This is a genomic window from Polaribacter sp. YIW18 (genome assembly GCF_057219325.1).
The window spans coordinates 250,667-276,580 of sequence record NZ_JBXVVE010000004.1; the positions used below are offsets into that span (position 1 = coordinate 250,667).

General features: G+C 31.0%; 20 protein-coding genes. 17 read left to right on the plus strand and 3 right to left on the minus strand.

Features of this window, described 5'->3' with window-relative positions; translation table 11 throughout:
- Positions 1-188: 188 nt before the first annotated feature.
- Positions 189-1,313, minus strand: a complete 1,125-nt coding sequence (gene folK / locus AC2D6T_RS06500) for a 2-amino-4-hydroxy-6-hydroxymethyldihydropteridine diphosphokinase (RefSeq protein WP_484680889.1) — start codon at positions 1,311-1,313, stop codon at positions 189-191.
- A gap of 223 nt (positions 1,314-1,536) precedes the next feature.
- On the opposite strand from folK, the gene AC2D6T_RS06505 reads away from it, so the two are divergent.
- Positions 1,537-1,755, plus strand: coding sequence for an integrase core domain-containing protein (locus AC2D6T_RS06505; protein ID WP_484680913.1), 219 nt, complete (start codon positions 1,537-1,539; stop codon positions 1,753-1,755).
- Positions 1,756-1,818: 63 nt separating this feature from the next.
- Here AC2D6T_RS06505 and AC2D6T_RS06510 read toward each other — a convergent pair whose 3' ends face one another.
- Positions 1,819-4,050 carry a TonB-dependent receptor family protein gene (locus AC2D6T_RS06510; protein WP_484680890.1) on the minus strand — a complete coding sequence of 744 codons (2,232 nt, stop codon included), beginning with the start codon at positions 4,048-4,050 and terminating at the stop codon, positions 1,819-1,821.
- Between the two features lie 274 nt (positions 4,051-4,324).
- Here AC2D6T_RS06510 and AC2D6T_RS06515 point away from each other — a divergent pair, with 274 nt between their 5' ends.
- The 7 genes from AC2D6T_RS06515 to AC2D6T_RS06545 all read left to right on the plus strand — a co-directional run bounded on the left by AC2D6T_RS06515 (position 4,325) and on the right by AC2D6T_RS06545 (position 14,545).
- Positions 4,325-5,047 (plus strand): hypothetical protein, encoded by a 723-nt coding sequence (locus AC2D6T_RS06515; protein ID WP_484680891.1) that lies wholly within the window; start codon positions 4,325-4,327, stop codon positions 5,045-5,047.
- A gap of 67 nt (positions 5,048-5,114) precedes the next feature.
- Positions 5,115-6,590 carry an IMP dehydrogenase gene (gene guaB, locus AC2D6T_RS06520; RefSeq protein WP_484680892.1) on the plus strand — a complete coding sequence of 492 codons (1,476 nt, stop codon included), beginning with the start codon at positions 5,115-5,117 and terminating at the stop codon, positions 6,588-6,590.
- Between the two features lie 568 nt (positions 6,591-7,158).
- The gene (leuC, locus tag AC2D6T_RS06525) at positions 7,159-8,556 is read left to right on the plus strand and encodes a 3-isopropylmalate dehydratase large subunit (RefSeq protein WP_484680893.1); all 1,398 of its coding nucleotides are present in this window, start codon (positions 7,159-7,161) and stop codon (positions 8,554-8,556) included.
- Positions 8,557-8,646: 90 nt separating this feature from the next.
- A complete protein-coding gene (gene leuD / locus AC2D6T_RS06530; RefSeq protein ID WP_484680894.1) occupies positions 8,647-9,246 on the plus strand; it encodes a 3-isopropylmalate dehydratase small subunit in 600 nt (199 codons plus the stop codon).
- Positions 9,247-9,304: 58 nt separating this feature from the next.
- Complete coding sequence (locus tag AC2D6T_RS06535) at positions 9,305-10,825, plus strand: alpha-isopropylmalate synthase regulatory domain-containing protein (RefSeq protein ID WP_484680895.1); 1,521 nt, start codon at positions 9,305-9,307, stop codon at positions 10,823-10,825.
- A gap of 73 nt (positions 10,826-10,898) precedes the next feature.
- Entirely contained in the window at positions 10,899-11,954 is a 1,056-nt protein-coding gene (gene leuB, locus AC2D6T_RS06540) for a 3-isopropylmalate dehydrogenase (RefSeq protein WP_298946711.1), read from the plus strand.
- A gap of 77 nt (positions 11,955-12,031) precedes the next feature.
- On the plus strand, positions 12,032-14,545 hold the full coding sequence (locus AC2D6T_RS06545) for a TonB-dependent receptor (RefSeq protein ID WP_484680896.1): 2,514 nt from the start codon (positions 12,032-12,034) through the stop codon (positions 14,543-14,545).
- Here AC2D6T_RS06545 and aroB read toward each other — a convergent pair whose 3' ends face one another.
- Positions 14,546-15,604: a 3-dehydroquinate synthase gene (gene aroB, locus AC2D6T_RS06550; protein ID WP_484680914.1), complete on the minus strand. Its 1,059-nt coding sequence runs from the start codon at positions 15,602-15,604 to the stop codon at positions 14,546-14,548.
- 90 nt (positions 15,605-15,694) lie between these two features.
- On the opposite strand from aroB, the gene AC2D6T_RS06555 reads away from it, so the two are divergent.
- The 9 genes from AC2D6T_RS06555 (at position 15,695) to hisA (ending at position 25,902) form a co-directional block, all read left to right on the plus strand.
- Entirely contained in the window at positions 15,695-16,858 is a 1,164-nt protein-coding gene (locus tag AC2D6T_RS06555; RefSeq protein ID WP_484680897.1) for a proline dehydrogenase family protein, read from the plus strand.
- Positions 16,858-17,154, plus strand: coding sequence for an LETM1 domain-containing protein (locus AC2D6T_RS06560; RefSeq protein WP_298946718.1), 297 nt, complete (start codon positions 16,858-16,860; stop codon positions 17,152-17,154). The genes AC2D6T_RS06555 and AC2D6T_RS06560 overlap by 1 nt, the downstream gene beginning before the upstream one ends.
- A gap of 249 nt (positions 17,155-17,403) precedes the next feature.
- Positions 17,404-19,176 (plus strand): translational GTPase TypA, encoded by a 1,773-nt coding sequence (typA, locus tag AC2D6T_RS06565; protein WP_484680898.1) that lies wholly within the window; start codon positions 17,404-17,406, stop codon positions 19,174-19,176.
- A gap of 529 nt (positions 19,177-19,705) precedes the next feature.
- Positions 19,706-20,563 (plus strand): ATP phosphoribosyltransferase, encoded by an 858-nt coding sequence (gene hisG, locus AC2D6T_RS06570; protein WP_484680899.1) that lies wholly within the window; start codon positions 19,706-19,708, stop codon positions 20,561-20,563.
- A 183-nt stretch (positions 20,564-20,746) separates the two neighbouring features.
- Positions 20,747-22,030 carry a histidinol dehydrogenase gene (hisD, locus tag AC2D6T_RS06575; RefSeq protein WP_484680915.1) on the plus strand — a complete coding sequence of 428 codons (1,284 nt, stop codon included), beginning with the start codon at positions 20,747-20,749 and terminating at the stop codon, positions 22,028-22,030.
- Between the two features lie 74 nt (positions 22,031-22,104).
- On the plus strand, positions 22,105-23,157 hold the full coding sequence (gene hisC, locus AC2D6T_RS06580) for a histidinol-phosphate transaminase (RefSeq protein WP_484680900.1): 1,053 nt from the start codon (positions 22,105-22,107) through the stop codon (positions 23,155-23,157).
- A 57-nt stretch (positions 23,158-23,214) separates the two neighbouring features.
- Entirely contained in the window at positions 23,215-24,354 is a 1,140-nt protein-coding gene (gene hisB / locus AC2D6T_RS06585) for a bifunctional histidinol-phosphatase/imidazoleglycerol-phosphate dehydratase HisB (protein WP_484680901.1), read from the plus strand.
- Positions 24,355-24,444: 90 nt separating this feature from the next.
- Positions 24,445-25,092, plus strand: coding sequence for an imidazole glycerol phosphate synthase subunit HisH (gene hisH / locus AC2D6T_RS06590; RefSeq protein ID WP_484680902.1), 648 nt, complete (start codon positions 24,445-24,447; stop codon positions 25,090-25,092).
- Positions 25,093-25,146: 54 nt separating this feature from the next.
- Positions 25,147-25,902 carry a 1-(5-phosphoribosyl)-5-[(5-phosphoribosylamino)methylideneamino]imidazole-4-carboxamide isomerase gene (gene hisA / locus AC2D6T_RS06595; RefSeq protein ID WP_484680903.1) on the plus strand — a complete coding sequence of 252 codons (756 nt, stop codon included), beginning with the start codon at positions 25,147-25,149 and terminating at the stop codon, positions 25,900-25,902.
- Positions 25,903-25,914: the final 12 nt, after the last annotated feature.

Consider the following 25,914-nt stretch of genomic DNA (forward strand, 5'->3'; position numbering starts at 1 on the left):
TTCTATTGGTGTGGTTAATAAAAATGTTTCCCAATATAACAAAACTAAATTCTATTGCATTTAGTTTATTATTTGCTCTTATCTCCTTTATTGCTTTAACAATCTACCTTCTGAAGTTTTTATTTGTTTTTCTGTCATTATTTATTTCTTCATACCTTTTTTTTTAAATTAATTTTCATTTCTTAAACTTAAATACATTTAATTTTATTAACTATTTTATTGTAATCTTTTTTATTGTTTACAAAGTCTAATTCAGATACATCTACAATTAATAAATTTAAATCTTTTTGGCTGGTAATAAAGTTTTTATAACCCTCTTGTATTTTTTTAAGATAAGCAGATTCAATATTTTGCTCATAATTTCTCCCTCTTTTTTTAATATTTTCTAGTAACCTATCTGTGTTTTGATATAAGTAAACGTACAAGTCTGGTTTTGTTATTTCTTTATAAATAAGAGTAAACATTTTTCTGTATAAGAGATATTCATCTTCAGATAAAGTTACTTGTGCAAATATTAATGATTTAAATATATAATAATCTGAAACTAAAAAGTTTTTAAATAAGTCAAATTGTGCCAAATCATCGCTCAATTGTTGATATCGATCGGCTAAAAAACTCATTTCCAAAGGAAATGCATAACGTTCTTTGTCTTTGTAAAATTTAGGTAAAAAGGGATTATCTGCAAATCGTTCTAAAACTAGTTTAGAATTAAAATCTTCAGAAATCATTTTTGCTAAGCTGGTTTTTCCGGCACCAATATTACCTTCTATAGCAATATAATTGTATTTTTCTATAATAGGTAAAGGTCTTTTTAACTGTTTTTCTATAGCAGTTATTACAGAAGCATCTGTACAGTTTAAGAGACAGTTTTTTATAATTTCTTTTTGTATCGGATGTTTTATTTGACCAGCTATTTCTGCTAATGGAACAAGTACAAATTTACGTTCCAGCATTTTAGGGTGTGGTACAATTAATGATTCTGATAAAATAATTTCATCATTAAAAAGTAATATGTCTATATCTATATTTCTATTCTGGTATTCTTTTGTTTTTTTTCTTTGTCTTCCTAAGCTCTTCTCAATTTTTAGTAGTGAAGTAATTAATTTTAAAGAGTTTTGCTTTGTGGATACTTGTATGCAAATATTATAAAAATCGTTACCATTAAAACCCCAAGCCGGTGTTTTGTAGATTGATGATATTTTTTGAATATCACCAACTTCACGATCAATAGTATTGATGGCATTTTGTAGATTTTCAAGTTTGTTTCCTTGATTTGTTCCTAAAGATAAATATGTGGTGTGTTGAATTTTCATAAACAGTTTACAAAGAAAATAAAAGCATTTTATAAATCGGCTATAAAATAACAAAATCGCTAAAATTAATTAGCGATTTTGTTATTAAGAAAAATAGATTATCAACTAAGTGTAAATAAATAATACTTTTAGCCTATTAAAATTCATTTTATATGATATGTTTGCAAGTTATAGCACTTATTTATTACGTAAAATAGTTTTAGAAGCAATTTTAGTCTTGTTCATGTATCTACTCTTTTTGTCAGTAATATTTTTTAATTCTGAATACACAAACAGATATTCTTTTAAATTCTTTTTAGAAGCATATCAAATTATTAACCAGTATATTAAATCGTACAATTATAAAAGACTTCATTCTTCTTTAGGTTATAAATCATCTGTAGAAATGGAATTAATAATGAAAAATAATAAAAAAAAAAACTCAGGATTTAATCAATCCTGAGTTTTTGAAACTTACACACTTTATTAGATACTGCCTTTTCTTCTTATTTCAATTCTTTTTTAATTAAAAACTAAACTCTAATCCACCGTAAATTCCAAATGGATGACCTGGTCTTAAACCTGCAGGAACTCTAGAAGCTGCATAGGTGTTGTCTAATAAATTAATTACATTTAAGGTGGTACTTAAACGTTTTGTGATAAAATATTTACCAGATAAATCCACAATAAAATTAGCATCCACTCTTTCGTTATCAGGAATATTTCCTGTTCCTGCCAACGTTCTAAATTCTCCATTAAATCGTCCATTTATATTGATTTCAAAATCTTTATGTTCTATAGAAAAAGTGGTATTAAACTGATGTTTTGGTATGTAAGGCAATTCATCACCAGCAGTTACTGCCCCCCAAAAACTATCTGCTCCATTAAAACTATTTTTAAATTCTGTATTTGTAAATGTATATCCAAAAGAAATAGGAAAAGAGAATTTTGCATCTGAATTTGAAAAATTATAGTTCAATAATAATTCAATTCCGTTTACATTTACCTCACCAGCATTAAATTGATCTAAAGAACCTGTTCCTCCAGTTGCTGCTAAATCACTTCCTAAAAGATTTGAATAATCGTTAAAAAATCCGACAAATTCTCCTTGTAATTTTCCAAGATTAAAACGTGTTCCTAATTCGTAATTGATGCTTTCTTCTGGGGCTTGACCATCTTGATTTCCAGGAGGCGAAAATCCTTTGTGAACACCACCAAATAAAGAAAAATCGTTATTAAATTTATAATTTGCACCCATTCCTGGTATAAAAACGCCAACTGAATTTTCTCTAGTTGCTAAATTTACACCAGTTCTATTGACATCATTTTTACCAAAATCTTCTCTTTGTAAAGTGATGTTTTCATAACGCACACCAGGTGTAAACGTCCAATTATTATATTTTAATTTGTAAGTAATGTAAGATGCAAATGCGTTTGCGCTACTAATTCTATTGGCATTTGTGCCTTCAATCGCATCAGTTGTTAAAGACATAACACCTGTACTAGAAATACTATATTTATCTACCCATTGAAACCTATCTTCTTCATCATAATGATAACGCAAACCAATTTCTACATCATGAAAAGCATTTCCTTTATACCAATGGTAATCTAGTTTTGTTTGAATTCCTGTTGAGTAGTATTTTCTATTATTTGCTTTTACACCAATAGCATCAGCAGCAGAATTTACAGAACCATTTACAATGTTAAAATGATCTGCATAAGTTGATGGATCTTCTAAGATGTCTGCAATTCCTTTTTTTGTTCCATTAAAAGTAACATCATCTAGTTTATACCAGTTTCTAGCAAAATTGTTTTGATAAGCAGTGGTAGTAATTCTAACATTTTTAGAAAAATCTAAACGATGTGTAATCATATATTGAGTATGGTCTGTAACCATTCTATCTTCATTTGAAGAAGCGTATCTAGAAAAAGGGTTGGTATTAAAATCTTGTTCAGACAATCCTAAATAGGTTTCGTTTCCATCTTCATCTGAATATTGAAATTTAAACTCTAATGTCTGTTGTACACTAGCTTTTGGAAATAAATTAACACCAATTTTAGCGACAACATCGTTTTTGTTAAAACCAGTGTTTTTTCCACTTGGTAGGGTTTTAAATCCGTCTGAACCGTAATTTAAATACTCTAATACATAACCAAAATTTTTATTTCTTCCCCCAATTTTTGCATGTAATTGATTCGAATTAAAGCTACCATAACTTGCTCTAACTTTTCCACCAAATTCAGTGGGAATTTGAGCAGAAATCATATTGATAGCTCCACCAGTTGTAAAAGGGCCATATTGAACTTGACTACTTCCTTTTAAAACTTCTACAGCTTCCATTCTTGCAATTGTTGGAAAATAATAAGCAGATGACGCACTATATGGAGCAGGAGCAATCAAAACACCATCTTCCATTAAGGTTATTTTAGAACTTCTTTCTGGTGATGTTCCTCGTAAACTAATATTTGGACGTAAACCAAAACCATCTTCTTCGTAAATTGTTACTCCTGGCACACTTCTTAAAGCTCTATTTACATCTGTAAAACTAAATTTTTGTAATTCTTTTGGAGATAAATAATACGCAGCACCTGTTCTGTGTTTGGCTACATATTTATTTCCAAAAATTGTTTTTGTAGAAATAATAATTTCATCTAATTTTTGAATTGAGTCTAAGCTTGTGGTTTCTTTTTTCTTTTTTTGAGCAGATAAAACAACTGTAAATAAGATTGTTATGATTAATATACCTTTTCTCATTTTATTTAGATTAAATATAAATAGATTTTTTTAACGCGGCAAAGATACAACCCAGTTTGTGATTTACAAATTTTATTTAGAATAAATAAAAATAAATTTTAAAATATCCTGGTTATTAAAACATTACAATGATTTTTTTTTAAATTTAAAAGTTTAAACAATCATTTTTTAAAAGGTTAACAATATTATTTAAATTGATTTTAAATAAAAGTCAACTAAAAAGCTATTTTTTGATTTAGATATGATTGTTTAATTTTGTAAAAAATTTTTAATTATGTTACAAATCATTGATATTCAACAACAACTAATAAAAGAAAGGAATAAAAAACACCAATCTTTTAATGTTATACAGTGGGTACATCAAGTATTTGATGACATAGATACACAAGAAAAAAGTGTTTTAGAAAGATTGGTACAATCTCCCATAAATAAAACAACCAATACTTTTAACATTGATAGAATAGATGCTAATGCCATTTTTCACATTACTGAAATAAAAAAGATTTGTATCGACTTTAGACTTCGTTTTTTAGATACAAGATATTTTAAAGCAGATTATCCACAAGAAGTTATTGCTAAAATTAATGCTTTAGAAAAAGAGCATCACACAACTTTAGATGGTTTTAAAATAATTGCTCCTTCAAAATTATTCGAACTAAATGAAGCTGATGATCCATTACTTTTTGCACCTATGGGCAATGGTTATTATTATTTAATACATAAGTGGGGTAAAGATTTACATCCATTAAGAAAAGTAAAATATTGGGCAATTAAAAACGTAGAAAATCTTTTATGGGCAGTTTTATTTACGAGTATCTTTTGTACGTTTCTTACCAAAAATTTATTTTATGGAAACATGAATAATTTTGGGCACATTGCCATTTTATTTCTGTTTTTTGTAAAAGGAATCATTGGTATGTTCTTTTTTTATGGTGTAGCTTCTGGTAAAAATTTTAGTGCTTATTGTTGGACAAGTAAATACAATAAAATATCTTAACCCTAAATGCATATACAATTAAATAATAAGTTGTAAATTTGCATGCAATTATACCTTTAATTGCCATATGACAGCACACAACAACAAAATTTTAGGAGAAGGTTTAACGTATGATGACGTTTTATTAGTCCCTGCCTTTTCAGAAGTACTTCCAAGAGAAGTAAACATTCAAACAAAATTCACGAAAAACATCACTATAAATGTACCTATAGCTTCTGCAGCGATGGATACTGTAACAGAATCTGCTTTAGCAATTGCTATTGCAAGAGAAGGGGGGATTGGTGTTTTACATAAAAATATGACAATAGAGCAACAAGCTTTAGAAGTTAGAAAAGTAAAACGTGCAGAATCTGGTATGATTTTAGATCCAGTAACATTGCCGTTAACTGCAACTGTGTTAGATGCTAAAGCAAATATGAAAGAACACAGTATTGGTGGTATACCTATTGTTGATGAAAATGGTGCTTTAAAAGGAATTGTTACCAACAGAGATTTGCGTTTTGAGCACGACAATGCAAGACCCATTGTAGAGGTAATGACTAGTGAAAACTTAGTAACAGCCTCAGTAGGAACTTCTTTAAAAGATGCAGAAAAAATACTTCAAAATCATAAAATAGAAAAACTTTTAATTGTTGATGATCATTATACCTTAAAAGGTTTAATTACCTTTAGAGATATTACTAAGGTTACACAAAAACCAATTGCTAATAAAGATTCTTTTGGTAGATTAAGGGTTGCAGCTGCTTTGGGTGTAACTGGAGATGCTGTAGAAAGAGCAGAAGCTTTGGTAAATGCGGGGGTAGATGCTGTAATTATAGATACAGCTCATGGCCATACAAAAGGCGTGGTTACTGTTTTAAAACAAGTAAAAAGTAAATTTCCAAAACTAGATGTTGTAGTGGGTAATATAGCCACAGCAAGTGCCGCAAAATATTTAGTAGAAGCTGGTGCAGATGCAGTAAAAGTAGGTATAGGTCCAGGTTCTATTTGTACAACAAGAATTGTTGCAGGTGTTGGTTTCCCACAATTTTCTGCAGTTTTAGAGGTAGCTGCTGCTATAAAAGGTAGTGGAGTACCAGTAATTGCAGATGGAGGTATACGTTATACAGGTGATATCCCTAAAGCAATAGCAGCTGGTGCAGACTGTGTAATGTTAGGTTCTCTATTAGCGGGTACCAAAGAATCTCCAGGAGAAACAATTATCTACGAAGGAAGAAAATTTAAATCTTATAGAGGTATGGGCTCAGTAGAAGCAATGAAACAAGGTTCTAAAGATAGGTATTTTCAAGATGTAGAAGCAGATATTAAAAAATTAGTACCTGAAGGTATTGTAGGTAGAGTTCCTTACAAAGGAGATTTATTTGAAAGCATCCATCAGTTTATTGGTGGTTTAAGAGCGGGTATGGGCTATTGTGGTGCCAAAGATGTTGAAACCTTAAAAGAAACGGGTCAATTTGTTAGAATTACAGCAAGTGGAATTAACGAAAGCCATCCACATGATGTGGCAATTACAAAAGAAGCACCAAATTATAGTAGACGATAAACTACAATTTTAAAAATTTAAAAGCTCAAGAATATTTCTCTTGAGCTTTTTTTGTTAACTTTAAACCTAAATCCTTAACATTGTAAAGTCTATTTTATAAAGTAAACGAATTGTTTTTTTTTTTAAATAACCAACCTAAATAATTATAAGTTTTTAGAGTATCTTTTGTTATTATTTTTCTGTTAACACTTTGTGGATGGATAACAGATGTAAATGGTGCTTTGGTTACTTAAATTATTAGTAATAGGTCAAATATCTTTTTTAATTATGGGGTGTAAATTTTTAAAAGATAATTATAAAACTACAAAAACGTTTACAGACTTTTATGAAGATCATTTTATAAAAGAAGAAAATTATAGGTGAATTTATACAATATTGTCTTCTAAATTAAATTACTTTAAGAATTAGACATCGTATTTATTTAATGTTTAACGTATTGTTAATCAAATACATAGATACCTCACTACATGTTGGGTATAATATTGCCTATAATTAGTTATGTTAATAAATTGAGTTAAATAGCTATTTTTGGTAGTTGATTATTAATAAAAATCAAAAAAAACAAGAAATGGCAAAAACATTATTTGACAAGGTATGGGATTCTCATGTGGTACGTAGCGTAAAAGACGGGCCAGATGTGTTTTTTATTGATCGTCATTTTATACATGAAGTTACAAGTCCTGTAGCTTTTTTAGGATTAGAAAGTAGAGGAAACAGTGTGGTATATCCAGAGCGCACATTTGCAACTGCAGATCATAACACACCAACTATCAATCAGCATTTACCAGTAGCAGATGCTTTATCTGCCAATCAGTTAGACGCATTAGAAAGAAATGCGGCTAAATATGGTATTTCTCATTGGGGTTTGGGTGATAAAAATAACGGAATTGTACACGTTGTAGGTCCAGAAAACGGAATTACCCTACCTGGTGCAACGATTGTTTGTGGAGATTCACATACATCCACACATGGTGCTTTTGGTGCTATAGCTTTTGGTATTGGTACAAGTGAAGTAGAAATGGTATTATCTACACAGTGTATTATGCAACCAAAACCTAAAAAAATGCGTATTAATGTAAATGGAAAATTAGGTGCAGGTGTAACTCCAAAAGATGTGGCTTTATACATAATTTCTAAACAAACAACTTCTGGAGCTACTGGTTATTTTGTAGAGTATGCAGGAGATGTTTTTAGAGACATGTCTATGGAAGGTCGAATGACGGTTTGTAACCTTTCTATAGAAATGGGAGCAAGAGGAGGTATGATAGCTCCAGATCAAAAAACCTTTGAATATATTAAAGGACGTGCTTTAACTCCAAAAGGAGCAGATTGGGACAAAGCTATGAAATATTGGGAAACACTGCATACAGATGAAAATGCTCAGTTTGATGAAGAATTCAATTATGAAGCTTCAGATATAGAACCAATGATTACTTATGGTACCAATCCAGGAATGGGTATGGGCGTAACAAAATCGATACCAACTGCAGCAAATGTAGAAGGTGGAGCAGAAACCTATAAAAAGTCTTTAGGTTATATGTCTTTTAATGAAGGCGAAGCTATGATTGGAAAACCGATAGATTTTGTATTTTTAGGTTCTTGTACCAATGGTAGAATAGAAGATTTTAGAGCTTTTTGTTCTATTGTAGATGGAAGAAAAAAAGCAGACAATGTTACAGCTTGGTTAGTACCAGGATCTCACAAAGTTGTAGATCAAATAAAGGCAGAAGGTTTAGATAAAATTATATCAGATGCAGGTTTCGAGTTAAGAGAACCAGGTTGTTCTGCTTGTTTGGCTATGAATGATGATAAAATCCCAGCAGGAAAATTATCGGTTTCAACATCAAATAGAAATTTTGAAGGAAGACAAGGACCAGGATCTAGAACTTTATTAGCATCTCCTTTAGTAGCAGCAGCGTCTGCAGTAGAAGGTGTAGTTACAGACCCAAGAACATTATTAGTATAAAACTATAAGCTACAGGCTTAAAACCTTTAGCTCATTAAGAATCAAAAAATTGCTTAGAGCATAAAAGCTAAAAGCATAAAGCAAAACAAAATGGCATACGATAAATTTGAAGTATTAACAAGTACAGCATATCCATTACCAATAGAAAATGTAGATACAGATCAAATTATACCTGCTCGTTTCTTAAAAGCAACAGAGCGTAAAGATTTCGATATCAATTTTTTTCGTGATTGGAGATACAATGCAGACGGGACACCAAAAGCAGATTTTCCATTAAACAAAGAAATTTATGCAGGTTCTAAAATCTTAGTAGGAGGTAGAAACTTTGGTTCTGGTTCTTCTAGAGAACACGCAGCTTGGTCTGTGTACGATTTTGGTTTACGTTGCGTTATTTCATCGGCATTTGCAGATATTTTTAAAAATAACTGTTTAAATGTAGGAGTTTTACCAGTGCAAGTTTCTGCAGCATTTGCAGATAAATTGTTTGATGCAATTATGGCAGACCCCAAAACAGAAATCAAAGTAGATTTACCCAATCAAAAAGTAACTTTAGTAGCAACAGGAGAAACAGAATTTTTTGACATAAATACTTATAAGAAAGACAATATGTTAAATGGTTTTGATGATATTGACTATTTAAAAAATATGGAAGAAGAAATTACTAATTTTGCAGAAAGAAGACCTTTCTAAATGTTTTTCTCGAGAAAACGGGAAACCAAAAAAAGATTTTTTTTTCAAATTTGATAGGATGATTCAAAGAAAAATAGAAATAATGGATACGACATTGCGTGATGGAGAACAAACATCAGGTGTGTCGTTTTCAGTTTCTGAAAAATTAACCATTGCAAAACTGCTTTTAGAAGAGTTGCATGTAGATCGTATAGAAATAGCATCTGCAAGAGTTTCTAAAGGTGAACTAGAAGCTGTACAAAAAATTACTTCTTGGGCTTCAGAAAACAATCAATTAAACAAAATTGAGGTTTTAACTTTCGTTGATGGAGGAAAATCTATCAATTGGATGATAGAGGCTGGTGCAAAAGTGCAGAACTTGCTAACCAAAGGTTCTTTAAATCACTTAAAACACCAACTTAAAAAAACACCAGAACAGCACTTTACAGCAATTAAACAAACTATTGAATTAGCTGCAGAAAACAACATTAAAACCAATGTTTATTTAGAAGATTGGTCTAATGGTATGCGCAATTCTAAAGAATATGTCTTTGAGTTTTTAAATTTTTTATCAACACAAAATATAGAACGTATTTTATTGCCAGATACTTTAGGCGTTTTAACTCCCAAGGAAACATTTACTTTTATAGAAGAAGTAAAACAAAAATATCCAACAACACATTTTGATTTTCATGGTCATAATGATTATGACTTAGGTGTTGCCAATGTGATGGAAGCTGTTTATGCAGGTATTAACGGCTTACACTTAACCATAAACGGAATGGGAGAACGTGCAGGGAATGCACCTTTAGCAAGTGTTGTAGCTGTAATTAATGATTTTATGAATGGTGTTGAAATTTCTGTAGATGAAACTGCTTTAAACAAAGTTAGTAAGTTGGTAGAAACGTTTTCTGGCTTTAGAATCCCTGTAAATAAACCCGTAGTTGGTGCAAATGTTTTTACACAAACTGCTGGTATTCATGCAGATGGAGATAATAAAAACAATCTTTATTTTAATGATTTAATGCCAGAACGTTTTGGTAGAAAACGTAAATATGCATTAGGTAAAACATCAGGTAAAGCTAATATTCAAAAAAATTTACAAGATTTAGGTATCAGCTTAAATGATGATGAACTAAAGAAAGTTACCCAAAGAATTATAGAACTGGGAGATAAAAAAGAAGTGGTTTCTCAAGACGATTTACCATATATTATTTCTGATGTTTTAGATAGCGATACAATAGAAAAACGCGTAGTTGTAAAAAATTATGTATTGGGTCATGCAAAAGGTATGAAACCTTCCACTACTTTAAAATTAATAGTAGAAGGAGTAGAATACGAGGCTCATGCACAAGGTGATGGGCAATTTGATGCTTTTATGAATGCACTTAGAAAATTGTATAAAACACATAGCAAAAAAGATTTACCAGACTTGGTAGATTATGCCGTTAGAATTCCTCCAGGAAGTCATTCTGATGCTTTGTGTGAAACCATTATTACATGGAAAAAAGAAAAACAAGAATTTATAACACGGGGTTTAGACTCAGATCAAACAGTATCTGCCATTAAAGCCACAGAAAAAATGTTGAATATAATTTAAATTAGTCAATAATCTTTAAACGTTAGTCAGCGCTACATTTGACTAAAGTCTAAAGTCTACAAACAATAAAAAAATGAAATTAAATATCGCATTATTAGCAGGAGATGGAATTGGTCCAGAAGTAATAGACCAAGCAGTTAAAGTATCGGATGCTATTGCAAAAAAGTACAATCATGAAATTAATTGGAAACCAGCATTAACAGGTGCAGCTGCTATTGATGCAGTTGGAGAGCCTTATCCAGATGAAACGCACGAAATTTGTGCATCTTCCGATGCCGTTTTATTTGGCGCTATTGGGCATCCACGTTTTGATAATGATCCTTCTGCAAAAGTAAGACCAGAACAAGGTTTGTTAAAAATGCGTAAAAAATTAGGTTTGTTTGCAAATGTAAGACCTACATTTACGTTTCCATCATTATTAGATAAATCACCTTTAAAAAGAGAACGTATTGAAGGAACTGATTTGGTCTTTTTACGAGAGTTAACTGGAGGTATTTATTTTGGTGAAAAGGGTAGAAGAGAAGAAGGCGAAACCGCTTTTGATAATTGTGTTTACACAAGAGCAGAAGTACAACGTCTAGCAAAAAAAGGTTTTGAGTTGGCTATGACTCGTGGTAAAAAACTATGTTGTGTAGACAAAGCGAATGTTTTAGAAACTTCAAGATTATGGAGAGAAACTGTGCAGGCTATGGAAAAAGATTATCCAGAAGTAGAAGTTTCTTACGAATTTGTAGATGCAGTTGCCATGCGTTTGGTTCAATGGCCAAATAGTTACGATGTATTAATTACAGAAAATTTATTTGGAGATATTTTAACCGATGAAGCATCTGTAATCTCTGGTTCTATGGGCTTAATGCCAAGTGCTTCTTTAGGTGCAGAAATTGGTTTGTTTGAGCCAATTCATGGTTCTTATCCTCAGGCAACAGGTTTAAATATTGCAAATCCTATGGCTACTGTATTATCAGCAGCAATGATGTTCGAAAATTTTGGATTACAAGAAGAGGGTAAAGCAATTAGAGATGCTGTAAACAAAGCTTTAGAAAAAGGGGTTGTAACAGAAGATTTAGCTGATGGACAAAAATCTTACGGCACAAAAGAAGTAGGAGATTGGTTGGCTGAAAACATCTAGTTTTTCATAAAAAAAATAAACATTAAAGGTGCTGTTTTGTAATTTTTTCTTGTTTATTTTTGAAAAAAAATAATTACATGAAATTACAAAATGCACTTTTTTTTATTGCTTTAATTTTTAGTATTTTTTCTATAAATGCACAAATTAAAGGTAAGGTAGTAGATGCTTTAGATAATTACCCTTTAGAATATGCAAGTGTTGCTATTTATAAAGTTGCTGATAAAAAACTAGTAACAGGTGTTGTTACCAATTTAGAAGGTTTTTTTATTATTGATGCAATAAGACCTGGTAATTATTATATTGAAGTTACATTTTTAGGCTATGAAACTAAAGTAATTAAAAGTATACATCCAAAAAGTAAAGGAGCATTAATAAACCTAGATACTATTAAACTTGTTCTAGGCTCAGCAAATCAATTAAACGAAGTTGTTTTAAGAGCAGAAAAACAAATGGTTTCTCATAAAATTGATAGGCAAGTTTTTGACACCCAAAAATATCAAACTACAGTTGGTGGAAATGCCGTTGATGTAGTACGTAATTTACCATCGGTAACAATTAATGGTTTGGGTGAAATTAGTGTAAGAGGAAGTAAAGGTTTTACAGTTTTAATAAACGAAAAACCTACACAAGGTGATGCAAGTACTATTTTAGCACAATTACCAGCCAATGCTATAGAAAAAATCGAATTAATTACAGCTCCGTCAGCAAAATATGATCCAGAGGGAAAAGGAGGTATTTTAAACATTATTACAAAAAAAGGAGCTATAGATGGTACTTTTGCACAAATAAATTTACGAGGTGGATTTCCATCTATAGAAGATTACGATACGCAAGTTGCTGCAAAGCGTTTTGGTGTAGATGCCACAATTAATAAAAGGTCTGGTAAATGGAACTTGTCTTTTGGAGCAAGTTATCAAAGAAACGACAAAACAGGTAGAAGAGAAGGAGATATGTTTATCATTAATACTCCAGAGAATACAACCACTTTTTTGCCTTCTAATGGTGAGCGTAGTTTTGATGAAGTTACATACAATGGTCGTTTTAACGTCGATTTTACTCCAGATGATAAGCATAATTTTTCTGTAGGATTCTTTGCAGGAAAAAGAACTAAAGATCGTTTAGCCGATATTGTCTATAATAATTATGCAGTTTCTCCAATAAATAGTAACAATCGCTTGTATAAGCTTACCTATTTTAATCATAATTTAAGAACTAGAAAAGGAGATTTTGCATTGGGTAGTTTTGATTATATTCATAAATTTAACAATGACTCAAAATTATCAACTTCAATTTTATATGAATATACTTTTTTAGGTGGGCCAACAGAGAACGATAATTTAGGTTTTCCTAATAATGCTATTGTGTATCAAAGAGAATTTAATACTAATGATAATCCTTTGCATGGAAATCGCTTTAATTTAGATTATCAATGGAAACCATTTTCTTTTGGGATTTTAGAAACAGGATATCAATTTAGAAATTTAGAGCATACAGGTAAATTTGTATACGAAAGAGATGGGAATTTAGTGCCAGAGTTTTCTAGTGATGTAAGCTTAAAAAGAGTAATCCATTCTGGATATGCACAACTTTCTGGAGCAAAAAATAAATGGAGCTATAATGTTGGTGTACGTTTAGAGTCAATGGATAGAGAATATAAAGAAACATTGCAAAGTGATGGAATAGAAAATGTTTACAATTTAGATTTTGTAAAGTTATTTCCTTCAGCATCCTTACAATATAAAATTAATGATAAAACAAATATTAAAACTGCATATAGCAAAAGAGTAGAAAGAACTACAACTTTTAAAATGAATAGTTTTGCAGAACGTGAGCATTCAGAGGTTTTTGAACAAGGTGATAATACTTTACAACCAGAATTTATTGATTTAATTGAACTAGGTATCACTAAAAAATTAAACGGTGGAAATTCAATTTATGCAACAGGGTATTTTAGACATGTAAAGAACGTTATTAATAGAGTAAATACTTTAGCGTATCAATCTAATGGTGCTGTAATCGATAGCATTATTAATAGAGTCTATTCTAATGTTGGAAATAGTAATTCAATAGGTTTAGAAGTAGGAGCTACAATGAAAGTCTCAAAAAATTGGACAAACTTTATTGGTGTAAATGCTTATAATTATGATATTGATGGCGTTTTAAATTTTAAACATAGAGATGGTGTTGAACGTAATTATAATATTGATACCAATTCCACAATTTATTCTATCAATTTAAATACTACTTATAATTTTTGGCAAAATGCTTCTGTGCAGTTCACATTTAATTATTTGTCTGATAGGGTTACAGCTATGGGTGAAGATTCTCGATTTTATTCACCAAACCTAACGTTTCGAAAAAAGTTTATGGAAGATCGATTGACGGCTACTTTGCAGTGGCAGAATATAGATATGGGGCTATTTAAAACAAATGAACAACGCATTACCACCTCAAGTGCTAATCAGTTTTATACCACAACAAATTATGTGTATGAAGTTGATATGATTACCCTAAACTTATCTTACACGTTTAACGCTGCTAAAAATAAATCGAAGTTTATTGATAGTGAATTTGGTAAAAGAGAGTTTTAATTACAAATTGTAAAACTCCATACTCTCAATAATCAATTCTTCAGCAACTTTACAGTCTAATTTAAAATTTTCGTAATCGTTTAAAAGCACAAAATTTACTTGTCCGTTTACGTTTTTCTTATCATGCTTAAGTAGTTCTATAATAGAAACAAAATCTTCTTTTAAAAGATTTATTTTATCGTAAATAGCTAGAACTACTTCTTTTACTTCTGCAACTTTTTCTTCAGGAAAACCTAATAATTTAGAAGACATATAACTTTCGCAAACCATCCCAATTGCAATAGCTTCTCCATGTGTTAAGTTTTCTTTGTTTTCAGACTCTAAGTAAAAAGACTCTATCGCGTGTCCTAAAGTATGACCAAAATTTAAAATTTTACGTATGTTTTTTTCTTTGGGGTCTTCTAAAACAACTTCGTTTTTTATCTCAATAGATCTAAATATTAAATCTTTGATATGTAGGTCTTTATTTTGTTTTATCTCATTAAATAGTTTAATATCGTAAGTAACACCGTATTTAATAATTTCAGCCATTCCAGATTTTATTTCTCTAGGCGTAACTGTTTCTAAATAAGCAGCATCTACCAATACCATTTCTGGGTTTGCAAACAAACCAATTTGATTTTTCAACACTCCTAAATCTACACCTGTTTTTCCACCTACAGAAGCATCTACCATAGATAATAAAGTGGTTGGTACATTTACAAAATCAATTCCTCGTTTAAAACAAGAAGCCACAAAGCCACCTAAATCTGTTATAACACCACCACCTAAAGTAATTAAGAGACTTTTTCTATCACCACCTAATTCTGTAATAGCATTCCAAACACCAATACAAGTTTCTAGATTTTTATTAATTTCTCCAGACTCAATTTCTATTATTTCAATCCTGTTTTCTGCACTAAAATTTCTTATAAATTTAGGATAACAATGCTCAAAAGTATTCTCATCAACCAAAATAAAAATAGTTGAGTAGTTGTTTTTAGTTACTAAAGTAGACAATTTTTTATACGCTTTGTCTTGAAAATGAACAGGATAACTTATGGCTTTTATAGATTTCATCATAAAAATATTGAAAGTGCAAATTAACTAGAAATTATTGAATTATTTATACTCTTCAACTATCTTTGTTTTAAATTTTGATAGCTTCAAATGAATTTTTTTAATAACACACAAGTTGCTTTTGCACTAAAAACAGACTCTCAGCTAGAAAGAGCCTATTTTTTGTTTAAAATGATTCAAAACCAACCCTTAGTTAGAATTGGTAGTGCATTAACAAATTTTGCTTTAAAAGCACATTTACCTATAGAAGGTTTAATTAGAACAACGGTGTTTGATCACTTTTGTGGCGGTGTTACCGAAGAAGACTGTATGCCAATTATAGAAAACATGTACAACAATGGCAATGTACATAGTGTTTTAGATTATTCTGTAGAAGGTAAAGACAAAGAAACAAGTTTTGATGAAGCTTTAGAGAAGGTTTTAAAAATTGTAAATTTTTGCGCAGAAAAAAAATCCATTCCATTTGCGGTTTTTAAACCCACAGGTTTTGGGCGATTTGCATTGTATCAAAAAATTACTGAAAGCAACCAATTATCAACAGAAGAAAAAAAAGAATGGGCTAGAGTAGAAGCGCGTTATCACAAAGTATGTAAAGTAGCATTAGAGAAAGATGTACCCTTATTAATTGATGCAGAAGAAAGTTGGATGCAAGATGCAGCAGATCAATTAATAGAGCAATTAATGGAAACTTACAACAAAGAAAAAGCCATAGTTTTTAATACTTTACAAATGTATAGGCATGATAGACTTGCCTATTTAAAAAAACTGCACAAAAAAGCTCTCCAAAAAGGGTTTCATATCGGTATAAAAGTGGTAAGAGGTGCTTATATGGAAAAAGAAAGAGAAAGAGCCGAAGAAAAAGGGTACCCATCACCAATTTGCGAACACAAACAAGCCACAGACATTAATTTCGATGAAGCTGTAAAATACATGATGGAACACAAAAATATGGCTATTTTTATAGGAACACATAATGAAAAAAGCTCTTATTTAGGTATGGAATTAGCAGACAAATACAAAATTAGTAAAAACGATGTAAGACTTTGGTTTGGGCAACTATTTGGCATGAGCGATCATATAAGTTACAACCTTGCAAACCAGCAATACAATGTTGCAAAATACTTACCTTTTGGGCCAGTAAGAGATGTTATGCCTTATCTAATTAGACGTGCAGAAGAAAACACTTCAGTTGCAGGGCAAACAAGTAGAGAGTTAAACCTGTTAAAAGCAGAAAGAAAACGTAGAAAATTATAATGCAAACTGTAGAAGAAATAAAACAGTTACTTCATAGAAATAAACTGAGGTTACATCAAGAGTTGTTACAAAGCAAAGAAGCTTACCATTTAATTAAAAAATCTACACACTCGCATTTAACAGAAGAAGAAAAGCAAAAAATTAAAATTCAACTGTTAGATATTTGCAAAGCCATACCCGCTTTTACGGTTTTTATGCTTCCAGGAGGCGCATTATTACTACCCTTATTAATCAAATTAATACCAGATATTTTACCATCTGCCTTTCAAGAAGATCCAGAAACAGATAACAAATAAAATAATTTGGGCGTTCCCTTTCAGGTCGCGCTTTCCATTACAAGTCCTCGTTCGTAAACTCACTGTGGGCTTTCCATTGCAATCGCTAACGCACTTATCTAGAAGATTTTTGCTAACATCAAAGTAAAAGAAACTCTATAAAAACCTGTTTTTAAGGCATTAAAAAAGTACAACGTAAAAATAATTAGCTATTTTTCGTATAATTCGTGTCTAAACAACTACTTTTGCACGAAATTTAAGAAAGCACAAATGCAATCAATAAGAAACATCGCAATTATTGCCCACGTAGACCATGGTAAAACTACTTTGGTAGACAAAATTATAGATCAAGCAAAAATTTTAGACGATCGTAAAGAGCGTACAGATTTATTGTTAGATAATAACGATTTAGAAAGAGAAAGAGGAATTACCATTCTTTCTAAAAACGTATCTGTAAATTACAAAGATGTAAAAATTAATGTAATAGACACACCAGGTCACGCCGATTTTGGAGGAGAAGTAGAACGTGTATTAAAAATGGCAGATGGTGTTTTGTTATTGGTAGATGCTTTTGAAGGCCCAATGCCACAAACTCGTTTTGTATTAGGTAAAGCGATAGAATTAGGTTTAACACCAATTGTGGTTGTAAATAAAGTAGACAAAGAAAACTGTACTCCAGATTTAGTACACGAAAAAGTGTTCGACTTAATGTTTGCTTTAGAAGCCTCAGAAGAACAACTAGATTTTACAACCATTTACGGTTCAGCAAAAAATGGTTGGATGTCTACAGATTGGCAAGAACCAACAGACAATATTATTCCTTTATTAGATGCTGTTTTAGAAGCTATTCCAGAAGCACCTTATAGAGAAGGTTCTCCACAAATGCAAATTACCTCTTTAGACTTTTCTGCTTTTACAGGTAGAATTGCAATTGGACGTGTATTTAGAGGAGATTTAGAAATAGCAAAAGACTATATGCTTATGAAAGCAGATGGTTCTACCAAAAAAGTAAGAATTAAAGAATTGCACGTTTTTGAAGGAATGGGTAAAGCTTCTGTAGAAAAAGTAAGAAGTGGAGACATTTGTGCAATAACAGGTATAGAAGGTTTTGAAATTGGTGATACCATTGCAGATTTAGAAAACCCAGAAGCCTTACCAAGAATAGAGGTAGACCAACCCACAATGAGTATGTTGTTTACCATTAACAACTCGCCATTTTTTGGTAAAGAAGGTAAGTTTGTAACATCTCGTCATTTACGTGACAGATTGTTTAAAGAAATGGAAAAAAACTTAGCTTTAAGAGTAGATACTACAGATTCTGAAGATAAATTTAATGTTTTCGGACGTGGAGTTTTACACTTATCCGTTTTAATAGAAACCATGCGTAGAGAAGGTTACGAGTTACAAGTAGGAAGACCACAAGTAATTATTAAAGAAATAGATGGTGTAAAATCAGAACCTTACGAAACACTTTCTATAGACGTGCCAGAAGATGTAGCCTCTAAAGCAATTAACTTAGTTTCTTTACGAAAAGGAGACTTGTTAATTATGGAGCCAAAAGGAGATTTACAACATTTAGAATTTACAATTCCTTCTAGAGGATTAATTGGTTTACGTAATAAAATCTTAACAGCAACAGCTGGTCAAGCAATTATAAACCACCGATTTTCAGAGTACGGGCCTTATAAAGGCGATTTCTCCGAAGAAATAAAAGGAGCTATTGTATCATCTGCAGCAGGTAAAGCAACAGCTTATGCAATTGATAGATTACAAGACAGAGGTCGTTTCTTTATAGATCCTAATCAAGATATTTACATTGGTCAGGTTGTGGGAGAAAACGCAAAGTCTGATGATATGGGTGTAAACCTTATCAAAGGTAAAAAATTAACCAACGTTCGTTCTTCAGGTACAGATGATAGTGTAAAAATTGCACCAAAAATCGATTTCTCTTTAGAAGAATGTATGGAGTATATTAAAGCAGACGAGTATTTAGAAGTAACTCCAGAAAGCTTACGTATGCGTAAAATTAATTACAGACCATAATTTTAGTTAAATTATAAAAACAAAAAAGCTCAAGAATTTATTTTCTTGAGCTTTTTTTTGTTCCATTAACATATTTCTAAAATAGTCAAATTTTAATTTGTTAAATATAAATTAAAGAATTTATATTTTTTTTAAGAAGGTAAAGGATAATATCTTGAATATTTCAAATCAAAAATTAACAAAAACGACAATTTTGATAAATATTGAACCCGATTCAAAAATTTTACAAAAATCATTTTGATTTAAAGAAATAAAATTAAGATATTTGCACAAACAAAAAAAAATGAACTTTACTCAAAACCATCATCATTTATATAATTGCTCTCAAGCGATGTAGAAATGTATTGAATAAAGTCTAATATATTATACAAACCCGTTTGAGAAAATCAAACGGGTTTTTTATTTTAAAATCATAAAATGATTTTAAAATAACCCTGAAGAAAGTCAGGATCAATAAAACAATAAATTTGTCATTCTTGCGAAGGCAGGGATCTAAACCAAATTTGCTCAGGCAACATAAAAAACAAAAATGAACAACTTAAGAATTGCAGTACAAAAATCAGGAAGGTTAAATGAAGATTCTATGAGAATCTTAAAAGACATTGGTATTTCTATAGACAATGGTAAAGACCAATTAAAAGCAGCAGCTAGAGATTTTCCTGTAGAAGTATTTTATTTAAGAAATGGAGATATTCCTCAATATTTACAAGATGGAGTGGTAGATGCAGCCATTATTGGCGAAAACGTTTTAATTGAAAAAGGAAACAATATTGAATTTGTAGAACGCTTAGATTTTTCTAAATGCAAGGTTTCTATTGCTGTTCCTAAAGAATCTAAAGCCAGTTCTTTAAAAGATTTAGCAGGCAAACGCATTGCAACTTCGTATCCAGAAACTGTTAAAAAGTTTTTAACAGCACAAAATATAGAAGCAAATTTGCACATTATTAATGGTTCTGTAGAAATTGCCCCAAATATTGGGTTGGCAGATGGTATTTGCGATATCGTTTCAAGTGGTTCAACGCTATTTAAAAACGGTTTAAAAGAAATTGAAGTATTATTAAAATCAGAAGCTGTTTTGGCAGTTTCTCCAGAAATTTCTGCAGAAAGAAAAGCCATTTTAGAGAAAATCCAATTTAGAATTCAATCGGTATTAAAAGGAAGGCAATCTAAGTACATTTTGTTAAACGCACCCAACGAAAAATTAGATGAAATTTTGGCCTTATTACCAGGTATGAGAAGTCCTACAGTTTTGCCATTGGCAGAAAATGGGTGGAGTTCTGTACACACCGTAATTTCTAAAAATCAGTTTTGGGAAATTATAGACGAATTAAAAGCCAATGGTGCAGAAGGTATTTTAGTTTGTCCAATCGAAAAAATGGTACTTTAAATTTAGTTTATAAATTTAAAGTATGCTGAACTTGTTTCAGCATCTAATATTATAAACAAGATGATATTTTTTTGGGCGTTTTAACGGGCTTTTCGCACTCGCTTTTTTTCTGAAAAAGAAAAAAGAGCTCAAACAGTTGCTACAATCCCTAACGCTCACGCATGTTAATAAGAGAATAGAATGATGAAAGTAATTAGTAATCCATCAAAAAAAGACTGGAAACAAATTCTAGAAAGACCTACAAAAACTGTTGATGATATAGAAGGTATCGTACATGAGGTTTTTGCTGAAATTCAAAAGAATGGAGATACAGCAATTAACAAATACACACAAAAGTTTGATGGTGTTTCCTTAGAAAATAATATTGTTTCTAATGCAGAAATAGAAGAAGCCATCAATTTGGTTTCTCAAGATTTAAAACAGGCTATTACCCTAGCAAAAACAAATATTACTAATTTTCATACAGCACAAAAAACAGTAAAAGTAGCTGTAGAAACTGCAACTGGTGTTTCTTGTTGGCAAGAAAAAAGACCTATTACAAAAGTTGGCTTGTACATTCCTGGTGGAACAGCCCCATTATTCTCAACAGTTTTAATGTTAGCAATTCCAGCACAAATTGCAGGGTGTAAAGAAATTGTGTTGTGTTCTCCACCTAATAAACAAGGTAAAATTCACCCAGCAATTTTATATACAGCCAATTTATGTGGTGTAACTAAAATTGTAAAAGTGGGTGGTATCCAAGCCATTGCTGGTTTAACTTTTGGTACTAAAAATATACCGCAAGTCTATAAAATTTTTGGTCCAGGTAACCAGTTTGTAACAGTGGCAAAACAATTGGCAACCAAATTTGGTGTAGCTATAGATATGCCTGCAGGTCCAAGCGAATTATTAGTAGTTGCAGATGATTCTGCAAAGGCAAGTTTTGTAGCATCAGATTTATTAAGTCAAGCAGAACATGGTGTAGATTCTCAAGTTATTTTGGTATCTACTTCTAAAAAATTAATATCAGAAGTAGAAAAAGAAATCAACACACAAATTTTAGAGCTACCAAGAAAAGAAATAGCGCAAAAAGCTATTGAAAACTCAAAGTCAATTTTTTTAGAAACAAATGAAACTGCATTAGAATTAATTAACGAATATGGCCCAGAACACTTTATTGTTTGTACCAATGATAACAATTTTTATATACAAAATATAGAAAATGCAGGATCTGTTTTTATTGGAAATTATACTCCAGAAAGTGCAGGAGATTATGCTTCTGGAACCAACCATACATTACCAACAAACGGATTTACAAAAGCATATTCTGGTGTAAATTTAGACAGTTTTACAAAAAGTATTACGTTTCAAGAAATTAGTAAAACAGGAATTCAGAACATAGGAAATGCTATAGAACTAATGGCAGAAACAGAAGGCTTACAGGCGCATAAAAATGCAGTAACTTTACGTTTAAATGATTTAAAATAGAATGTCATTCCCATGAAAATGGGAATCCACAGTAAAATAGATTCCTGCTTTCTCAGGAATGACAAGAAAAAGTAATGAAGACAAATTTCAACATAAAAAATCTCATCAGAGAAAACATCAAAAGCATTACACCCTATTCCTCTGCAAGAGACGAATATAAAGATGCTTCATCAGATAAAATGGTGTTTTTAGATGCCAATGAAAATCCATTTGAAAATGGAGTAAATAGGTATCCAGATCCGCAGCAAAATTCAGTAAAAGACTTATTGTCTGCTATTAACAATGTTTCAAAAAAGCATATTTTATTAGGTAATGGTAGTGATGAAGTGTTGGATTTAATCTTCCGAGCATTTTGTGAGCCAAAAGAAGATAACATCATTACTTTACCACCAACTTACGGAATGTATTCAGTGCTAGCGAATATCAACAATATAGAAAACAGAAAAGTTTTATTAACGCAAGATTTTCAACCAAAAGTTGATGAAATTTTAGCAAAAGTAGATGCAAAAAGTAAAATTTTGTTTTTATGTTCACCCAACAATCCTTCAGGAAATAGTTTTACATCTAAAAAAATAGAAGAATTATTACAGAAATTTAATGGTTTAGTAGTAATTGATGAAGCTTATATCGATTTTTCTGAAGAAAAAAGTTGGTTAGAAAAATTAACAGCATTTCCAAACTTAATCATCACACAAACACTTTCTAAAGCTTATGGTTTGGCAGGAATAAGATTAGGAGTATGTTATGCTTCTGCACAAATAATTGCTGTTTTAAACAATATAAAACCACCGTATAATGTAAACGAATTAACACAACAAAAGGCTATTGAACGTTTGCAAAAGGTAGAAGAAGTACAAGAAGAAATTGGTAAGATTAAAGCAGAAAGAAATCAATTAATTGTGTGTTTAAAAGAAATCGATTTTATCAAAGAAATTTACCCAACAGATTGTAATTTTGTTTTGGTAAAAGTAGACGATGCCACAAAACGTTACAATCAATTGGTTGCAAAAGGTATTGTAGTTAGAAACAGAACTACCCAACCTTTATGTGAAAACACATTGCGTTTTACAATTGGAACGAATTTGGAGAATGAGAAATTGATTCGTGTTTTAAAAACAACCGAATAATGTAAATAAAGACCTCACAGGTTTTTAAAACCTGTGAGGTCTATAAAATAATAGATAATGAGTAAGAAAGTATTATTCATAGATAGAGATGGAACTTTAGTGCTAGAACCACCTGTAGATTATCAGTTAGATAGTTTAGAAAAGTTAGAATATTATCCAAAAGTTTTTCAATACATGGCTAAAATAGCCTCAGAATTGGACTACGAATTGGTAATGGTTACCAATCAAGATGGTTTAGGAACCGATTCTTTTCCAGAAGACACCTTTTGGCCAGCTCAAAATAAAATTATTACTGCTTTTGAAAAAGAAGGTGTTGTTTTTTCGGCAGTTTATATAGATAAAACTTTTCCACATGAAAATGCTGAAACCAGAAAACCAAGAACAGGTTTGTTAACCAACTATTTTTCTGAGGAATATGATTTAGAAAATTCTTTTGTTCTGGGTGATAGAATCACGGACATGGAATTGGCTAAAAATTTAGGTGCCAAAGGAATTTATTTGTCTGAAAACCCAGAGTTAGGTGCAAACGAAATTGAAACTTCAAAACAAGAAATTTTAGATTGTATTGCCTTAAAAAGTACAGATTGGGCAAACATTTATCAGTTTTTAAAATTAGAAGACAGAGTTGCAGAAATCACCAGAAACACTAATGAAACTAAGATTTACATCAAACTAAACTTAGACGGTTCTGGTAAAAATAATATCAATACAGGATTATCTTTTTTCGACCACATGTTAGACCAAATAGGGCGTCATGGAAATATGGATTTGACCATAAAAGTAGATGGAGATTTAGAGGTTGATGAGCATCACACTATAGAAGACACCATGATTGCTTTTGGAGAACTGTTCAACAAAGCCTTAGGTAATAAATTAGGTATAGAAAGGTATGGCTTTTGCTTGCCTATGGACGATTGTTTAGCACAAGTTGCTGTAGATTTTGGAGGTAGAAACTGGCTAGAATGGGATGCAGAATTTAAGAGAGAAAAAATTGGAGATATGCCAACAGAAATGTTTTTTCATTTGTTTAAATCGTTTACAGATGGTGCAAAATGTAATTTGAATATAAAAGCAGAAGGCGTAAACGAACATCACAAAATAGAAGGCATTTTTAAAGCTTTTGCAAAAGCAATGAAAATGGCAGTAAAAAGAGATGCGAATAAGATGTTTTTACCTTCTACAAAAGGACTTCTTTAGCCCATCCTAACCTTCCCAAAGGGAAGGAATGAATTATGGAATCGTTGCGAGTATAAACAATATTGAATAACTGAAAGTTATTTTAAACAAATGAATAAAGAAATAAAAAATATAAATTACAAGAGTGAGAGTTCTTCCCCTTTGGGGAAGTCAGATGGGGCTTTGGTAATTATAGATTACGGTGCAGGAAACATTAAAAGTATTCAATTTGCTTTTAAACGTTTAGGTATTAATGCTGTTTTAACAAATACTATTGATGAAATTAAAGCTGCTGATAAAGTAATATTTCCAGGAGTTGGAGAAGCAAGCTCCGCCATGAAAATGTTACAAGAAAGTGGCTTAGATAAACTGATACCGACTTTAAAACAACCCGTTTTAGGCATTTGTTTAGGAATGCAGTTAATGTGCAATCATTCAGAAGAAGGTAACACCCAAGGTTTAGGTATATTTGATGTTGCTGTAAAGCGCTTTTCTAATGATGTAAAAGTGCCGCAAATGGGTTGGAATGTAATTAATGATTTAAAATCTGATTTATTTAAAGGCGTTAAAGAAAGAGAGTTTATGTATTTAGTGCACAGTTTTTATGCAGAAAAATGCGATGAAATGATTGCCAAAACAGATTACGAAATTGAGTATGCATCTGCATTACAAAACGATAACTTTTATGGAGTGCAGTTTCATCCAGAAAAATCTTCTCTTGCAGGAGAGCAGATACTAAAGAATTTTCTAAAATTATAAAATTAAGACCTTTCAGGTTTTTAAAACCTGAAAGGTCTGTTAAATTGATAAAAAGTGCGTATAATTCCAGCAATAGACATCATAGAAGGTAAATGTGTTCGTTTAACCAAAGGAGATTACAATACCAAGAAAATATATAACGAAAATCCGTTAGAAGTTGCCAAAGAATTTGAAGCAGCAGGTATTCAATATTTGCATGTTGTAGATTTAGATGGTGCCAAAGCAAGTCAAATAATTAATTATAAAGTATTAGAACAAATTGCAACGAAAACCAATTTAAAAATTGATTTTGGTGGCGGTTTAAAGGCTGATAAAGATTTAGAAATTGCTTTTAATTCTGGTGCCAATCAAATTACTGGAGGTAGTATTGCTGTAAAAAATGCAGCGGTTTTTAAAAGTTGGATTACCAAATTTGGAGCAGAAAAAATTATTTTGGGTGCCGATTTTTATCCCGATAATTCAGGAGGAAAGATCGCTACCAATGGCTGGCAAGAAGAAAGTAGTTTAGAATTGATTCCGTTTATTACTGATTATCAACAAAAAGGAATTCAATATGTAATTTGTACAGACATTTCTAAAGACGGAATGTTACAAGGTCCTAGTTTTGAAACGTACTCAAAAATACTTAACGAATGTGAAGTTGAGCCTGCCAAAACGTCTTTAAAACTTATCGCTTCAGGAGGAATATCTACTTTTAATGAATTGCCAAAATTAGCAGCATTAGGTTGTGAAGGAGTAATTATTGGAAAAGCAATTTATGAGAATAAAATCAGTTTAAAACAATTAGAAAATTTTATATTAAATAAATAATCTAGATTCCTG

What these genes read in the sequence shown, in the direction of transcription:
- AC2D6T_RS06535 (WP_484680895.1), top strand. Translation starts at nt 9,305, where the DNA reads ATGATTCAAAGAAAAATAGAAATAATGGATACGACATTGCGTGATGGA.
- AC2D6T_RS06560 (WP_298946718.1), top strand. Translation starts at nt 16,858, where the DNA reads ATGCAAACTGTAGAAGAAATAAAACAGTTACTTCATAGAAATAAACTG.
- typA (WP_484680898.1), top strand. Translation starts at nt 17,404, where the DNA reads ATGCAATCAATAAGAAACATCGCAATTATTGCCCACGTAGACCATGGT.
- hisC (WP_484680900.1), top strand. Translation starts at nt 22,105, where the DNA reads ATGAAGACAAATTTCAACATAAAAAATCTCATCAGAGAAAACATCAAA.
- folK (WP_484680889.1), bottom strand. Translation starts at nt 1,313, where the DNA reads ATGAAAATTCAACACACCACATATTTATCTTTAGGAACAAATCAAGGA.
- AC2D6T_RS06545 (WP_484680896.1), top strand. Translation starts at nt 12,032, where the DNA reads ATGAAATTACAAAATGCACTTTTTTTTATTGCTTTAATTTTTAGTATT.
- AC2D6T_RS06505 (WP_484680913.1), top strand. Translation starts at nt 1,537, where the DNA reads ATGTATCTACTCTTTTTGTCAGTAATATTTTTTAATTCTGAATACACA.
- leuB (WP_298946711.1), top strand. Translation starts at nt 10,899, where the DNA reads ATGAAATTAAATATCGCATTATTAGCAGGAGATGGAATTGGTCCAGAA.
- hisH (WP_484680902.1), top strand. Translation starts at nt 24,445, where the DNA reads ATGAATAAAGAAATAAAAAATATAAATTACAAGAGTGAGAGTTCTTCC.
- hisB (WP_484680901.1), top strand. Translation starts at nt 23,215, where the DNA reads ATGAGTAAGAAAGTATTATTCATAGATAGAGATGGAACTTTAGTGCTA.
- AC2D6T_RS06510 (WP_484680890.1), bottom strand. Translation starts at nt 4,050, where the DNA reads ATGAGAAAAGGTATATTAATCATAACAATCTTATTTACAGTTGTTTTA.
- leuD (WP_484680894.1), top strand. Translation starts at nt 8,647, where the DNA reads ATGGCATACGATAAATTTGAAGTATTAACAAGTACAGCATATCCATTA.
- hisD (WP_484680915.1), top strand. Translation starts at nt 20,747, where the DNA reads ATGAAAGTAATTAGTAATCCATCAAAAAAAGACTGGAAACAAATTCTA.
- AC2D6T_RS06515 (WP_484680891.1), top strand. Translation starts at nt 4,325, where the DNA reads ATGTTACAAATCATTGATATTCAACAACAACTAATAAAAGAAAGGAAT.
- AC2D6T_RS06555 (WP_484680897.1), top strand. Translation starts at nt 15,695, where the DNA reads ATGAATTTTTTTAATAACACACAAGTTGCTTTTGCACTAAAAACAGAC.
- leuC (WP_484680893.1), top strand. Translation starts at nt 7,159, where the DNA reads ATGGCAAAAACATTATTTGACAAGGTATGGGATTCTCATGTGGTACGT.
- aroB (WP_484680914.1), bottom strand. Translation starts at nt 15,604, where the DNA reads ATGAAATCTATAAAAGCCATAAGTTATCCTGTTCATTTTCAAGACAAA.
- hisG (WP_484680899.1), top strand. Translation starts at nt 19,706, where the DNA reads ATGAACAACTTAAGAATTGCAGTACAAAAATCAGGAAGGTTAAATGAA.
- guaB (WP_484680892.1), top strand. Translation starts at nt 5,115, where the DNA reads ATGACAGCACACAACAACAAAATTTTAGGAGAAGGTTTAACGTATGAT.